Source organism: Nitrospirota bacterium (genome assembly GCA_016219645.1).
Taxonomy (GTDB): Bacteria; Nitrospirota; Nitrospiria; order Nitrospirales; family Nitrospiraceae; genus Palsa-1315.
Map to the genome: position 1 here is coordinate 95,216 of JACRLR010000007.1, position 15,317 is coordinate 110,532.

Sequence of the window (15,317 nt, forward strand, 5' to 3'; positions counted from 1 at the left end):
CGAAACAAACCAAATGAACCAAATAAACTAAACAGACCAACTCAACCAGTCATCTGGAGGATAGCCTTCAGCCTTCAGCCTTCAGCCTCGCCTTTTCAGCTACCCCGAACACCAACCGTTTCAATCGCTCTTCCCCAACCGTCACCTGTGTCGTCAGTCGGACTGCCCACCAGTTATCTGTGTGTTGGAGCAACGCAGCCAACTTGCAGGCATCTTTCTCTGTCGTCACAACCAATTCAGCCTGAAGGTCTCTCGCTTTGGCACTCAGCCGCTCGACATCCTGATTCGTATATGTGTGGTGATCCGCATAGACGACTTCATCGAGAACCTTGAGGCCTATTTGCTCAACGAGGGAATGAAACGACCCGGCATGGCCCACACCGCTACAGAGCAGCGCGGTCTTTCCTTTGGACCAGGAGAGCGGCTGTAAGTCTCCTGTCTTCACCGATAGGAGACATTCCGGACGAAACACCACTTGGATCTGGTCCGGTATCGCATCGATCACTCCCTGTAACCTATGACCGATCTCAGCCACCTGAGCCGGCGCGTCGGCTCTCGTGACAACGATCGCCGTCGCACGCGCTGCTGCCTGTAGTGGCTCCCTGAGCCGACCAGCCGGCACCAGAGCGGCAAGCCCTTCCACGTCGGTCGCATCGACCAGTAGGAGATTCACGTCGCGGTAGAGTCCCAGATGCTGAAATCCATCGTCCAGCACCAGACAATCAACCGGAAATCGATGCAACACCCAGTCACCGAGCTGATAGCGATCCGCGCCGACCGCAACGATGGCCTTGGGACAACGTTGCGCGATCAAGAATGGTTCATCGCCTGCCTCATTCGGACCAACCAGCAAGCGCTCCCCATCCGACACCAACAGACGTGGATCTGTAGTGGTCCGTCGATAGCCCCGACTGAGAATCGCCACCCGTTTCCCCTGTGCCAGCAGCCACTCGGTCAGCGCGATCACCACCGGTGTTTTTCCCGTCCCACCCAGCGTGAGATTCCCGACGCTCAGCACAGGAACCGGCAGTCTTCGTTGAGCAAACCAACCCCAGTCGTACAGCAACCGCCGCAGCCGCACGACCACCCCATAAGGGATTGCGGCCCATATCAACCACCACTTGACGGTTGTTCCAGGATTCAACACTCTTCGTACCAACTCAGGGATTCAGGCTGAAGGCTTTTAGACTGAAGGTCGAGCTTGTTCATTTCGTCTATCTGGTCTGTCTGGTCTATCTGGTTGGTTTGGTTTATCCGGTTAGTCTGAGTCAACAAGTACACGAGATAGACGAGACGGACCGAATAGACCAGATAGACAAGACAGACCCGCCTTCAGCCTATCGACCTGAGCAGTTGTTATCGCTCAGCCATGAGGGAAAGCGACCGCTCCGCGCGAGGGGCCCCGCTGCTGCCTTGGTGTTGCATCAAGAGCTTCTCTATGGCCTCCAGCGTTTGTTCCAACGCTCCCTGATTTTGTTCCACCACCTGACGAGCCGATCGTCCCATCCGCTCCCGTTGCTCGTCATCAGAAAAAAGAGCTAATACCTGCCTTGTGAGATCCTCCTGATGGGAAACCCGATATCCTCCACCAGCCTGAATCAGGAGATCTGCAATCTCCGCACAGTGGTCAGTGTGGGGGCCGAACAACACCGGCTTTGCCCACTGAGCCGGCTCCAGTAAATTATGTCCACCGATTGGAACGAGCGTGCCTCCGACAAACGCGACCACCGCTTCCCGATAGATAGCGGGCAATTCGCCGCGTGAATCGAGCAACAGCACACGGGTGCCGATGGGCTGCAACGCGCCAACCTGCCCGATGGTACTGCGTCGCTGCACGGCGAGCCCGCGCGCACGGATCATTGCCTCCACCGATTCCACTCGCTCAATGTGTCGTGGAGCCAACAGTAACACCGCTGAAGGGCATTGCCTCACAAGTGCCAGATAACATCCCACGAGGGCTTCTTCTTCACCAGGATGGGTACTACCCGCTACAAATAACTGGTCCGTCGCCTGGAGCCCAAGGGAAGATCTGACCATTCCGCCTCGTACGACAGCTGGTATCGGTTGATCGAATTTGATATTTCCTGTTCGCCTGACCCGCGAGGCCTCTGCTCCAAGGGCAATGATACGGTCGACATCCCGGTCAGACTGCATCAAACAGAGACTGAGCGTCTGCAACATCGATCGATACAATGATCGCACAGGCCCCCATTGCTGCCGCGCAAAGGACCGACTCGAAAGCCTGCCGTTCACCATCACAGTAGGAACCCCCTGCCGATGAAGGTTCCGGAGCAAATTGGGCCACAGCTCGGTTTCGATGAAGAGATATAGTACCGGGCGTAATCGGGTAACCAGCCGTGAGACGACCCAAGGGAAATCCAACGGAGCATAGAGATGTTCGGCCAGACCGGCCAGCCGCTGCTCAACTGCTTCTCGTCCTGTTTCCGTCACCGTCGACACGATGAACCGGTGATTCGGATAGCGCCGATGCAGCTCCTTGATCAATGGCGTGACTGCCACCACCTCGCCAAGAGAGACGGCGTGGATCCAGATAACTGGTTTGTTTGGTTCATTTGGTTTGTTTAGTTTGTCTGGTTGGCTCCGATCCGATGAACGAAACAAACCAAATAAACTAAATAAACCAAACAAACCTGTTTCACACCCCAGCCGCTGCGGTAATCCTCGGCGACAACGCTGTTTGGCGAGCAGGATGACAAGAATGATGGGAGAAGCTATCAGTAGCAGTACATTGTAGAGGAGATGCCACATGGCTTTTTGCGTTAGGCCAGAGACGTGAAACGTGGAACGACGCGACTTGCCCTTTACCCCTTACGCCTAACCCCTCACGCTTCACACTGTACGGCATTTTCCGCTTGATTCGTCAGTCGATTGAGGACCGTCTCAAGCTCCCGGCATGCCGCCTCCAACGCCTGTTCATCGGAATCTCGCGGCACCCAGATGGGGTCGCCCCATAGATAGAGACCACGGGACCATGGATATGGGACCATGAATCGATCCCAGCTCGCGAAAAGTTTTTTTTTGAACAACCAAAGGCCAGCGGCACTATCGGAAGCCCCGTCGCCTTCGCCAGTTGAACCACCCCGAGTTTCGCAACCTGGCGAGGTCCCTTGGGTCCATCGGGAGTCACGACAAGATCAGCGCCTGATCGCCCAAGACGGATGAGCTCACGCAAGGCAAGCGCCCCACCCCTTGTGCTCGACCCACGAACCGCACAATGTCCAAAGCGCGAGACAATGCGCGCGATGATCTCACCATCTTGATGCTGGCTGATTAATACGTTGGCCCCTGTTCCACGATAGCCGGTCGGGATCATGAGTTGCTGCGCGTGCCAAAACGCAAGGATGATGTGCTGGCCCTGACGGTACAACGCATCGACCTGCTCATGGCCCTGCGAATCCATCCGCATCGACCGCCCCAACCCTCGAATCACCGCTGCGCCGAGGGGAGGGAGTACAGAGAGCTTCAGCCACGTCTCGACACGCTTCAGAGCCGGGCTACGCATCTGCCACATCCTGGAACTGCATCGCGTGGAGCCGTTGATACTGTCCACCCCGGCGAAGGAGCTCGTCGTGCGTCCCCACTTCGATAATAGACCCTCGGGCCAGAACCATAATCCGATCTGCCTGTTGAATCGTGGACAATCGATGGGCAATGACGATGGTCGTCCTATTCTTCATCAAATTGGCGAGCGCCAGCTGAACGACCCGTTCAGACTCGGTGTCCAGGGCCGACGTCGCTTCATCGAGGATGAGCAAGGGAGGGTCACGCAAGATTGCGCGGGCTATGGCCAAGCGCTGCCGCTCTCCGCCGGAGAGTTTCACCCCCTTCTCACCCACGACCGTCTGGTATCCCTGGGGAAGACGATCGACAAATTCATGGGCATAGGCCAATCGTGCCGCCCGAATAATCTCTTCGTCGGTGGCGTCTTCCCGTCCGAAGGCGATGTTATTACGAATGCTGTCGTCGAATAAGACGATATCCTGCGAGACCATTCCGATCTGGGATCGGAGCGAGCGGAGGGTGTATGATTGAATATCGACTCCGTCGATGAGAATGCGGCCGGCGGTCGGTTCATAAAACCGCGGGATTAGGTTGACAAGAGTCGTTTTTCCACTACCGCTGCTGCCGACAAGGGCCACCATTTCTCCCGCGCGAATCGTCAGATTGATGTCGTTGAGAGCCGGCACTGCCTGACCCTCATAATGAAACGTCACATCCTCGAACGTCACCCACTCCGCAATCCTCGGCAACTCCAACTGACCCCGTTCTGCATCCTGCTCGGTCTTGAGGTCCAAGACGCTGAAAACCCGTTCCGCCGCTGCCAGCGACTGTTGAAGCTGATTATTAGAACCGGACAGTTTCCTGATCGGTGTATAGGCCATGAACATCGCCGTCAGAAATGAGAAAAATGCCCCCGGCGTCATTGAGCCGTTGATCACAAGGAAACCGCCATACCAAATAATCGCCGCGACCCCCAGGACACCGATGACCTCCATATGCGACGACCCGAGGGAGGAGACCTGAATCGCCTTCATTGTCGTACTAAGGAAGGAGCGGTTGCTCTGCTGAAATCGCTCCCCCTCGGTTTCTTCTCGCCCATAGGCCTTGACCATGCGAATGCCGGATAACGATTCCTGAAGCGTGGAGGCCATATCTCCCATCCGCTCCTGGCCGCTTGCCGCTAACGTCCTCAACCGTTTCCCCATCCGCACCATTGTGACAACCGCCAAGGGGATGACGATCACCGAGAGGCCGGCCAGCCGCCAGTTCTGATAAAAGATCACGCCCATCATGGCCAGGAACGTGAGGCCGTGCTGAAAAACATCTTTCAGGACTCCCGCCACCGCATTGGCCATCAATGTGACGTCGCTGACCACACGGGACACCAACCGTCCCGACGTATTCACATCATGATAGGACACTGGCAGACGAATGAGCTTCCCGAACAACTCCTGCCGAATGTCGGTGATCACCCGATTCCCGACATAACTCATGAGATAATTTTGCCCGTAGCTAAAGACGCTCTTCAGGACAGCTACGACGAAGAGCGCGATCGGAAGTATCAGCAAGAGACTTTCATTCTTATTGATGAAGATCTCGTCAAGGACCGGTTTGACGAGCCAGGCATAGGCGCCGGAGAATCCCGCCACCAACCCAGAGCATGCGAACGCCGCAACCAACCGAACCTGGTAGGGCTTCAGATAGCGCAGCAACCGTTTCAAGCGATCTAAAGTCGACATTCCGCCAATACCACCTGTGCAGCCCGGCTGGTGGCGCCGGATTCTCCCAATGATTGCCGAACCTGCCGCAGCCCTTCTTTCATATCATTATATGCCGATCGATCGCGCAAGAGGCGCAGGACCTCTTGACATAACCGCTCGCCCGTCGCTTCATCCTGAATCAGTTCCGGTACGATTGATCGGCCCGCCACCAGATTAACAAGGCCGATCCATTTCACTCTGATCAGCCAGCGAGCCAACCGATAGGTCAACGGCGATGTCCTGTACAGCAACACCATGGGAGTCCCCACGACAGCCGCCTGCAAGGTCGCAGTCCCGGACGCAATGAACAACACATCGGACAGGGCCATCACCTCGCTGGCTTTGTCGTACACCACCCGAACCGGCACAGGGCAATCCTGCAGCAGAGCCTGGATCAGATTATCGTTAATTGAAGACGCCTGCGCCAGGATAAACTGCGTTCCCGGTTCGGCCAGGACCAATTGCGCCGCTGCCTTGAGGAGTACCGGCAGGAGCATTTCGACTTCACTCACCCGACTTCCCGGCAACAATCCAACGACGCGGCCAGACTCGCCTAAGCCAAACTCCCTGCGAAGCTTGGCACGATCATAATGCGACGCGACCATATCAAGCAATGGATGGCCGACGAATGTGCAACGAACTCCCGCCCGGTGATAGAGTTCCGCTTCAAATGGAAGGATGACGACAACATGATCGACCCGGCGCTGGATCCACTTCATTCGCCCGGGCCGCCAGGCCCACACTTGTGGGGCAATATAATAGAGCACACGGCGACCGGCGGCTTTGGCAACCCTGGCAAAATGAAGATTCAGCCCTGGATTATCGATCAGCACGACAAGGTCCCAGGCCTCTGCCTTCAACACCCGCCGGATGGCGCGGATGCGTTGAATGACAGCGGGGATCGCCGACAGCCCGATCATTCCCATCACGTCCAGCTGTGGGACACCAGGCACAAGGTTCACACCAGCTGCACGCATCCCAGGCCCGCCAATGCCGACTAGTTGAGCCGTCGGATCAAGCGCCATGATCGCTTGAGCTAAATGAGCCCCGTGGAGATCACCCGAGGCTTCACCGGTTACAATCAAAATTCGCATGGCTTCGGGGAAGGGGTAGGGGGGTAACGGGGTGTTGGGGACGGGGTAGGGGGCGCAGCGGGGTAGAGGAGTAACAGCCTACCCTGTTTTATCCCCTGCCCCATCTATACCCCACTATCCCTTTACCCCTTTTTTTCCCCTGCTCCGGCTACCGCTTTTCCTCTACTACCCCCTTCTTTATGGCGAGCTGCAAAGGCCTCAATGGCCTGCAAAACTTGATGCGCCACATCCACTGCCGCCGCGCCATCCTCACCCGCTATCATAGGCCTTGCCCCGGTGCCGACTGCCTGAAGAAACGATTGAAGCTGGAGTTTCAACGGTTCTTCATCTCCACCCTGGAACTGCTCAACCTCGACGGTCGGCCGCTCCCCTGCCTTGGCGTTGCGTCGGCCAATCATCCCTTGCCTGGTCTGGAAATCAATGGACAGATAGCTATCCCGTTGGAAGAGACGCAGCCGGCGCATCTTATTTGTCGACACACGACTGGAGGTCAGGTTGGCCACACAGCCGCTCCGGAACTGAATGCGCGCATTGGCGATATCGAGCGAAGAAGATAACACCGCCACTCCCGCAGCGCGGATCTCTTCAACCGGGCCGGGATTCAAGGACAGGACAAGATCCAGATCGTGAATCATAAGATCCAGTACCACATTTACGTCCGTCCCCCGTCCACTGAAACTGCTGAGCCGGTGACATTCGATGAACACAGGTCGCCCGATATGAGGGCGCATCAGCGCCATCACCGGATTGAACCGTTCACTATGCCCCACTTGCAAACAACAACCCCGTTCCTTGGCCAGTTGCACCAACTCATGCGCCTCTGACGGCGTCACAGCAATCGGCTTTTCGACCAGGACGTGTTTCCCGGCCTGGAGACAGGCCTTTGTAATGGCATAGTGACCCGACGTAGGGGTTGCCACGCTGACAACATCGATTTCCGGTAACAACTCATCGGCTGTACGAAAGATTCGCGCCCCATGCCGTTCTGCGACCACCTGCGCACGCTCGACCGACTGGTCCACCACGCCGACAAGCTGCGCTCCAGGCAACGAGGCATAGAGGCGTGCATGGTGCTGCCCCAGATGTCCGACGCCGATGACGCCTACCCTGAGCCGTGTCATGGCGCTACGGCTTATCTCCACCCGGCTCGAGTTTCGCAATACCGACGATGGCAATCCTGGCGGACCGGGCCTTGTCCAGCATGATCTCGCGATCCAATAGGATCGTTCGACCAGCTTCCACGGCCAAAACTGAAGCCTTGACCGACGCCATCACTTCAATGGTTCCGGGCCCGACTGCGGGAAGGTCGAAACGCAGATCCTGTTGTGGTTTAGACCGTTTCACGACGACTGCGCCTTCCTTGGCTAATTCACCGCCGCGTTTGATGGCCCCGTCGGTTCCTTCGACCGCTTCGACCGCCACGACCACACGATCCTTGATCACAACGCATTGCCCGATATCCAGACGCCCGATGTCATACGCCACATTCCATCCATAACGGATGTCTTCCCACTCCTTTTCCGATGGTGCCCGCGCGGTCAAGGTCCCTTCTTCCGCGAGAATCCCCTGGAGCCCGAAGGTCGATTCACAGATGGCAATGCCTTCCTGCTCCAGCTCCTTCGCAAACTCGCGCAGAATGTCGTCATCTTTCCAAAGCGCCAGGCGCGTCGCCATCGCGAGGGTCCGCAAATCAGGCCGCACGGTGGTAAATACATGGGTCTTCTTGATGCCGCCCAGCATGACCGCTTGATGGACGCCGTCTTGCTTGAAGGCCTTGATCAGTTTGCTAAGCTGACCGATCTTGATCCAATGAATCCGATCCACATGGCTGGCCAACTCCGGTTCGGTCTCGCCTTCATGTGCAACAGCCGAAACGTGGTAGCCCAGCTTTCTCGCGTTATCCGCAAAAATGATCGGGAACCGGCCATTGCCGGCGATCAATCCGATCCGTTCGTCGTCGGTGACCTGAGGCCGTGACGGCACCGCGCTCATTCCTCATCCTCCTGGTCCTTGCTAACCGATCGGCAGATGCCTCGCTTCGTCCCCTCCAAAAACGCCAGCACTGTCATGACATCCGGCTGATCTCCGAACTCGACCTTGGCAAGTTTGGCCGCCTCCGCAGTTCGATGCCCCGACCGGAAGAGAATATCGTACGCCCGCTTCAGTACCGAGATCCGGTCGGTCGAAAACCCTTGACGGCGCAACCCCACCGAGTTGAGGCCATACATCCTCGCACGATAGCCACCCGCAGCCCGCATGAACGGCGGAAGGTCCTGCCCTAACGCACAGCACCCGCCGACCATGGAGTACGATCCGACCCGTACGTATTGATGGATGCCCGTAAGCCCTCCAATGATGGCATGATCCCCGATCGTGATATGGCCGGCTAAACTGGCTGCATTGGCAAGAATCAGATGGCTGCCAAGATGACAATCGTGGGCGACATGCACATAAGCCATCAGGAAGTTCTTAGACCCGATGGTGGTCGCCCCGCCGCCTTGCGCTGTCGCCCGGTTGACTGTCACATATTCCCGAATAATGTTGTCGTCGCCGATCACGACTTTCGTCGGTTCGCCCTTGTAGTTGAGATGTTGCGGCGGGGTCCCAATCGAAGCAAAGGGATGTAGCAGGCACCGAGCGCCGATCTCCGTCCAGCCGTCGACCGTGACATGAGAAACCAGACGCGTCCCTTGCCCGATCGTGACATGCTCACCGATCAGGCAGAACGGCCCGACCTCCACATCATCGGCAACATTCGCCTTAGGATGAACAATCGCTGTTGCATGAATCTGCACTCGTAACCTCCAGTAGAAGCGGTCATCGGTCACTGGTCATTAGTCATTCGTAAGTCAATCCGTTACTTTCCCACGATTGACAAGTGACCATTGACTATTGACCGGTTTTCTCCTCGGTCACCATAGCCGTCACTTCGGCTTCACAGACGAGCTCTTCTTCGACAAAAGCCTTCCCTTCCATCTTCCAGAACGGCACCCGTTTCTTGACGACGTTGATCTCAAACCGCAATCGATCGCCGGGCACAACCGGCTTGCGAAACTTCGCGCTATCGATACCGGTCAGATAGACCACAGGACGCGTTGCGTGCCCTAACGACTTCAACGCCAGAATCGCACCGACTTGAGACATGGCTTCAAGAATCAATACCCCCGGCATGACTGGGTGTCCGGGGAAATGCCCTTGAAAAAAGGGTTCATTGATCGTGACGTTCTTCGTCCCGACGATCCGCCGGTCGGGGTCCAACTCCTGCACGCGATCGACCAAGAGAAAAGGATACCGGTGAGGCAAGAGGGATTGAATTTCGGCTTGCTCCATCACAGACATCGGCCAAACCTCCTATATCAGGATGCTGAAAAAGTCCGCCAGTGTTCTTGGAAGGTTACGGCTGAGGCTAAGGTTGAGCAAACAAGAACCTGTTCGACGCTTAACCTTAACCTCGACCTAAGCCTTCTTCGCTCACTGCGGCCTTGCTGGACAGTCTTTTTGAGCATCCTGATGCTGTAAATCGCCACCGATACGTCAGATTTTCGTGGCGACACTTCGATTGCTCCTTCGTAGCTCGCGCTTCACTCCCGAGGGGATAAGGGCTGATTGAGCTTCTACTGCGCGCGTCCAATGAAGACTGGTTCATCTGGTCTATCTCGTCTATCTCGTCTATCTGGTCTATCTGGTTGGTCGGAACGGAAATTCATCCAGAAGAACCAGACAGACCAGAAAGACCAGCCAACCAGACAGACCAACCCAGGCGCGTTCCGCGAGCACAGAAGTTCATCAACCCTTATCCCCTCCTAACTACTTATTTTGCCGATCAAACTCTTTCACCACCTGGCCGGTTAAATCCAGCTCAGGCTGATGGTAGATCACGATTTTCACCGCTGACTCGATTCCCTTGTCGATGATCGCATCGTACCCGGTCTTCTCTCCGACGGCTTGTGCAGCCAATTGTATTTTCTTCGAATATTCGATCACCATTTCACGCTGCTTTTGTTGAACCTCGCGACGGAAGTCAGCGACCCGGCGTTGATAGGCTTCCGCCTTGGCCTGGAGCTGAGTCTGCTTTTCTTGCTTCGCGCTGTCAGTCAGCTTTCCATTTTGAATCGCCTCTTGCAGCTCTTTCAGTTCTTGTTCGTCGGCATTGACGATCTTTTGCCTGGCCATAGAGTAGCTCTTGAGCTCTTCCACAGCCCGCTTGCCCGCCTTTGATTGTTCAATGACCATCTGTTGGTCCATGACTGCAACCTTAAAGGTCTCAGCCGACAATCCCGGCAACACCATCGCCAGCCACAATACCACTGCACCGACCAGACTAGTCACTCCCCTTCGTTCCATTGAATCCTCCTCTGCCCCTCTGGTTAGTTTGGTGTGTCTTGTTTATTTGGTTTGTTTCGTTCAACCCAAAACCAAACAAACTAAACAAACCAAATGAACCAAACAGACTAACTACGGATATTCACGATTCACTTCATCAATGATCTGACCCGTAATATCGATTCCTGCCTCGCTATATAAGGTAGGGCCGCCTTTCCCTTTCTCCATGACGATCTGCAATCCGAGGCGCTTCGACACTTTTCCCACAACGAGTTCCATCTTCTCACGGAACCCTTCGAGCACGTCTTTTTGCTTTTCTTGAACCTCCCGGTTCATTTCGGCCGCTTTCTGCTGATATTCAGCCACCCGGCGTCGAAACTGATCTTCGCGCTCCTTTTTTGCAATCGCGCTCAACACATTGGCCTGCCTCCCGAAATCTTCCTCCATGCGGCGGAGTTCCTTCTCGTCCATCTCGATGACCGCCTGGCGATTCTTGGAGAACGCGCTTAAGGAATCCTTGGCCCTTTTGCCTGAGCTCGTTTCGTTCAAGACACGGGCTGAATCGACGACTCCGACGTTCCCCTCAAATTTGTGGCCGCCTGAGGCACAACCGGAGACGATGAGGAGCGCCATCAACAGACCACCTGCACCGCACAATTTCCGCATGGCGACAGCAACCTGGCTCACACCTCTACCTCCCTCCTGCTTGCAACAATTCGCTCAGTTCAGAATATAGACCCAACGGTAAACTCGAAGACCCCTTCACGCTCTCCTTCGTTGGGGTCCAGATTAATCCCATATGCGGCGCGGAGAGGGCCAAACGGTGAAACCCATCGCCCTTCGAAACCGGCCGCTGACCGCAAGGGAAAGTTTATGTTCGTATCAGCGAACCCTTTCCCATAGTCGAAAAACACCACGCCATTGAGTTTCGCCTCTTCCGAGATCGTAAAGATAAAGTCAAAGTTGAAGATCAACTCACTGGCTGCGCCGAGGAGGGTGTTAGTCGACGTCACCGGCCCCGCCTTGCCGAAAGAAAATCCGCGCATTGTGTTGATGCCTCCGACGAAATACAGTTCGGTAAGGGGAACGGGCTCGTGTTTGCTGCCGGTATTGAGGCCCTCTACAGCCCCATAGCGCGCACGGATCGACAAACGCGTATCGTACGGGAGCGGAGTATATTTCTGGACATCGAAGGTGTACTTAAAGAAATCGTTGGACCCCCCCAGATAGGGCGTGCCGACACCAAGACTGACGGTGGTCCGCCAACCGCTGCGGGGATCCATATGGAAGTCTCTCGTGTCGCGGGTCAGCGAGGTTCGAAACCCCGTCGTCGTCTGCTCCCCAATTTGATTGAGGATAAGGGATGGCGCGGATGACGTCGGATCGGTATATTTTATGTATTCCACAACCGGACTGAAGGTCCCCGATACATACTCAGAAAACCATCTGCCAAACGTCACGCTGCCACCCAATTTCCGCTCCCTGTAGGTGAAATAATTCGTCTGGGTGCTGAAGAGATCGAATTGCATCGAGGTCAAGGAGTCGTTCAAATAGGGGTTACGAAACGTGATCAACCCCAGTTGCCGCCTCTGTCCCAACTGACCGCGCACACGCCCCATCCAACCATTCCCACCGAGGTTTCCTTCCGTAACGTCGGCGATCGCGACTAATTGGTCCAACGTGCTGAATCCACCGCCGATGCTGAACTGGCCGGTCGGCTTTTCCTTCACCTTCACATTCAGGTCGACCTTATCCGGGCCCACTTGCTGGGGAAGGATTTCCACCGTCTCGAAGAAATTCAAGTTATTGAGCCGCTGGAAGCTCCGCTTCAATGCGGGAGTGTCGATGACATCCTGCTCATCGAGACGGATTTCCCGCCGAATGACATTGTCTTTGGTCTTCTCGTTCCCATTGATGTTGATCTGACGGACCTGCATCAACTGCCCTTCCTTGACGGTCAGGATGACGGCCGCAGTCCGGTCCGCATCATTCGGAATCACATTGGGCAAGACATCGGCAAATGCGTAGCCTTTACTCCCGTATAAATCCTTCAGTCTGGTGATCTCATCGCGGAGCTTCTGGCGTTGAAAAATCTCCCCCGGCTTCATTTTGAGCCCCTGGCGGAGCTCCGGATCTTCAAACACGACATTCCCACGGAATCCGATTTCGCTGATGGTGAAAGGCTCCCCCTCCCTCACCGGATACGTCACGACAAACCATTTCCTGTCGTCGCTGAGTTCCACGGTCGGCAACCCGACCTGGGCATTCAAGTAGCCTCTGTTGAGCAAGATCTCTTTGATCCGCTCAACATCGTTATTCATCTCCTCCCGTTTCAAGACACCGGCATCTGAAACAAACGACGGTAACTTCCGCTGCGTGAACAGACCATACCAGGGAATCCATTCCCGTGTTGCCATCGCCTTGAACATTTCATCTTTCGTCGCCGCGTGCAGTCCGTCAAAATTGACCGTTTTGATGCGCGCTTTATCCCCTTCTTTCACAAAGAACGTCAGACGCTTTCGATCCTCATCCAAGGTCTGCACGACCGGAATCACTTCGCAATTGAAGAAACCGTCCCCCTGGTAGGCCAGGCGAATCTTCTCCGCACTCTCTTTGACCTGGGCCTGATCGAGAAAGGTCTGGTTCTTAATCGTGATCTTTTCTTTCAGCTTATCGTCGCTTAACGCTTGATTGCCATCGAATACGATCTCGGCGATAAAAGGTTTCTCCCGAACCAGAAAGATCAGAGCCACCCCGCCTGCTCCTGGTTCCGTCTCTACTTGCACATCTTCAAAGTACCCGGCATCGTAGAGAATTTTAATTTGCCCATGAACATTCTCAGGGATATAAGGATCGCCGGGCCTTAACGTCAAACGGCTGATAATCGCCGGCACCTCGATCCGCTTGTTCCCTCGAATCTCAATCGCCTTCACTTTGACGCCAGCCTCCTCTGCAGCGACCGCAATCACCGGTAAGGAACCGTAGGCCAGGGTGACGAGGATCATAATGAGTGGCCAACGAGTCCATGCTGAGGAACAAGTTGTGCTCACTGGATCTGCGTTCCATATACCAAGAAAACAGATAATAGAGGCATTATGCGTTACCCTGCCCCGGCATTCTCGATACCCGCAAATTGTGAAGCATATCTCGCTATTCGCGCCGGACTCCCGACATTCGCGAGAAAAGCTAGACGGGCCGGAATGTTCCCCTTTGCGAGTCGCGCCAGTCTCGCACGTCCTGCTTGTCTCGCTCAGATTTCACGAACGACGACCAACGAAGGGGCAGCTGACGTGGGAGCACTTGGTGGTCAGCGCGAACGTATCCCTCACAGGAACATGCGTGCGAAACTTCCGAATTATATTGGGCAAGTATTTGAATGTAAAGCTGGCAGGACGCATTATTCTCAAAGATCGATTACACACAGACGGAGTGGGCCAGACTTGTTGCGCTTGTCTCTTTGGGGCTGTTTGGTTTGTTTAGATAAACCAACTAAACCAATAAACCAGATGCACCCTTGTCGCTCGCTTGCAAGCTCCTGCTTTCCTTGACATCGCCTACCCCATCACATAGTATCGAAACATGTCGCGCTACGACGTTCGCAAAGCCGTACTTCCTGCTGCAGGCCTCGGTACTCGCTTCCTCCCCGCGACCAAAGCTTCCCCCAAAGAGATGTTGCCGCTCGTCGACAAGCCGCTGATTCAATATGCCGTGGAAGAAGCGGTCGCCTCCGGAATCGAGGACATTATTATCATCACGGGGCGAGGCAAACGCGCAATCGAGGACCATTTCGACCGATCCGTCGAGTTAGAAGAAAATCTCAAGGGGAGCGGGAAGGCGCAGCTCCTGAGCCAGATGCGCCATATCTCTACGCTCGCAAATTTCTGCTACGTCCGGCAGACGGAAGCCCTCGGCCTCGGCCACGCGGTTCTCTGCGCCCAACGGCTGATCGGTGACGAACCCTTTGCAGTCATACTCGGCGATGAAGTCATCGATGCCCCGGTCCCAGGCCTCGCACAACTCATTCATGCCTTCAAGAAACGACACGGCGCGGTCCTCGGTGTACAGGAAGTACCTCACCATGAAGTCAACCGCTACGGAATCGTATCGCCTAAAGCCATCTCCGGGGGGCTACATCGAGTCGAGGGTCTCGTTGAGAAACCAGCGCCGGACGAAGCCCCGTCCGATCTGGCGGTCATCGGTCGCTATGTGCTGCCGCCTGACATTTTCTCCATTCTTCGAAAAACCAGGCCGGGTAAAAATGGCGAGATCCAATTGACCGACGCACTTCGGGAACTGGCGAAAAAGTCTCCTATGTATGCGCTGGAGATACAGGGGCAGCGCTATGATGCCGGAGACAAGTTGGGATTTCTCATTGCGACCGTTGAATTCGCACTCAAGAATCCCTCTCTGGGGCCGGAGTTCGGTGAATATCTCCGGGATCGAATACGGCCTTCCGGAGGACGCCGCACGACAGCGCCGCGAAAATCCTGACAGGCTCCGTTTGTTTGGTTGATTTGGTTTGTTTCGTTCATTTGGTTGGTCCAGTCAATTAAAGAGCCAATGGTCATCTGATTGTTTTGTGCATCCCGTTCCTCAACCAAATAAACCAAACAAACCA

The 15,317-nt window shown here is 55.4% G+C and carries 13 protein-coding genes; 1 reads left to right on the forward strand and 12 read right to left on the reverse strand.

Annotated features, from left to right (window positions below; genetic code table 11):
* Nucleotides 1–67: 67 nt before the first annotated feature.
* The 12 genes from lpxK to bamA form a co-directional block, all read right to left on the reverse strand.
* Nucleotides 68–1,144: a tetraacyldisaccharide 4'-kinase gene (gene lpxK / locus HZB34_01135; protein ID MBI5314557.1), complete on the reverse strand. Its 1,077-nt coding sequence runs from the start codon at nucleotides 1,142–1,144 to the stop codon at nucleotides 68–70.
* Nucleotides 1,145–1,356: 212 nt separating this feature from the next.
* Nucleotides 1,357–2,769 (reverse strand): 3-deoxy-D-manno-octulosonic acid transferase, encoded by a 1,413-nt coding sequence (locus HZB34_01140; GenBank protein MBI5314558.1) that lies wholly within the window; start codon nucleotides 2,767–2,769, stop codon nucleotides 1,357–1,359.
* 112 nt (nucleotides 2,770–2,881) lie between these two features.
* Entirely contained in the window at nucleotides 2,882–3,532 is a 651-nt protein-coding gene (locus tag HZB34_01145) for a DUF374 domain-containing protein (GenBank protein ID MBI5314559.1), read from the reverse strand.
* The gene (msbA, locus tag HZB34_01150; GenBank protein MBI5314560.1) at nucleotides 3,516–5,261 is read right to left on the reverse strand and encodes a lipid A export permease/ATP-binding protein MsbA; all 1,746 of its coding nucleotides are present in this window, start codon (nucleotides 5,259–5,261) and stop codon (nucleotides 3,516–3,518) included. The genes HZB34_01145 and msbA overlap by 17 nt, the downstream gene beginning before the upstream one ends.
* Nucleotides 5,249–6,376 carry a lipid-A-disaccharide synthase gene (gene lpxB, locus HZB34_01155; protein MBI5314561.1) on the reverse strand — a complete coding sequence of 376 codons (1,128 nt, stop codon included), beginning with the start codon at nucleotides 6,374–6,376 and terminating at the stop codon, nucleotides 5,249–5,251. The genes msbA and lpxB overlap by 13 nt, the downstream gene beginning before the upstream one ends.
* Before the next feature lie 122 nt (nucleotides 6,377–6,498).
* Nucleotides 6,499–7,497: a Gfo/Idh/MocA family oxidoreductase gene (locus tag HZB34_01160; GenBank protein ID MBI5314562.1), complete on the reverse strand. Its 999-nt coding sequence runs from the start codon at nucleotides 7,495–7,497 to the stop codon at nucleotides 6,499–6,501.
* A gap of 4 nt (nucleotides 7,498–7,501) precedes the next feature.
* Nucleotides 7,502–8,368, reverse strand: coding sequence for a UDP-2,3-diacylglucosamine diphosphatase LpxI (lpxI, locus tag HZB34_01165; GenBank protein ID MBI5314563.1), 867 nt, complete (start codon nucleotides 8,366–8,368; stop codon nucleotides 7,502–7,504).
* The gene (gene lpxA, locus HZB34_01170) at nucleotides 8,365–9,171 is read right to left on the reverse strand and encodes an acyl-ACP--UDP-N-acetylglucosamine O-acyltransferase (GenBank protein MBI5314564.1); all 807 of its coding nucleotides are present in this window, start codon (nucleotides 9,169–9,171) and stop codon (nucleotides 8,365–8,367) included. Before lpxA ends, lpxI begins: the two co-directional genes overlap by 4 nt.
* A gap of 94 nt (nucleotides 9,172–9,265) precedes the next feature.
* Nucleotides 9,266–9,715 (reverse strand): 3-hydroxyacyl-ACP dehydratase FabZ, encoded by a 450-nt coding sequence (gene fabZ, locus HZB34_01175; GenBank protein MBI5314565.1) that lies wholly within the window; start codon nucleotides 9,713–9,715, stop codon nucleotides 9,266–9,268.
* Nucleotides 9,716–10,183: 468 nt separating this feature from the next.
* On the reverse strand, nucleotides 10,184–10,720 hold the full coding sequence (locus HZB34_01180; GenBank protein ID MBI5314566.1) for an OmpH family outer membrane protein: 537 nt from the start codon (nucleotides 10,718–10,720) through the stop codon (nucleotides 10,184–10,186).
* A gap of 111 nt (nucleotides 10,721–10,831) precedes the next feature.
* On the reverse strand, nucleotides 10,832–11,386 hold the full coding sequence (locus tag HZB34_01185; protein MBI5314567.1) for an OmpH family outer membrane protein: 555 nt from the start codon (nucleotides 11,384–11,386) through the stop codon (nucleotides 10,832–10,834).
* Between the two features lie 38 nt (nucleotides 11,387–11,424).
* Entirely contained in the window at nucleotides 11,425–13,704 is a 2,280-nt protein-coding gene (gene bamA, locus HZB34_01190) for an outer membrane protein assembly factor BamA (protein MBI5314568.1), read from the reverse strand.
* Between the two features lie 574 nt (nucleotides 13,705–14,278).
* On the opposite strand from bamA, the gene galU reads away from it, so the two are divergent.
* Complete coding sequence (gene galU / locus HZB34_01195) at nucleotides 14,279–15,190, forward strand: UTP--glucose-1-phosphate uridylyltransferase GalU (protein MBI5314569.1); 912 nt, start codon at nucleotides 14,279–14,281, stop codon at nucleotides 15,188–15,190.
* Nucleotides 15,191–15,317: the final 127 nt, after the last annotated feature.